This window comes from Thermus sp. FJN-A, from assembly GCF_054655095.1.
Window position 1 is genome coordinate 1 of the sequence record NZ_BAAHSC010000224.1, and the last position, 236, is coordinate 236.

1 protein-coding gene is annotated in these 236 nt (G+C 74.6%); it reads left to right on the forward strand.

What is annotated here, in order from left to right:
- Positions 1-47: 47 nt before the first annotated feature.
- Positions 48-236 (forward strand): site-specific integrase (locus tag ACYQ0J_RS13490; protein WP_460170215.1); only part of this gene is annotated, 189 nt, incomplete at its 3' end.

Here is a 236-nt window from a genome sequence, read left to right on the forward strand (position 1 = left end):
CGGGGGCCCTCGAGGGCACTCCGGGCCCGCCCCCCGAAGGAGGTCCCATGAGCCAGCCTGACCCCCACGCCGAGCTCTTCGCCCGCTTCCGCCGGTACCTGGAGATGGAGGAGGGCCGCTCCCCCCGCACCGCCAAGGAGTACCTCATGGACGCGGGCCTCTTCGCCCGCTGGTTCCGGGAGCGCCACGGCAGGCCCCCCCGCTTTGAGGAGGTGGGGAGCCAGCACATCCGCGCC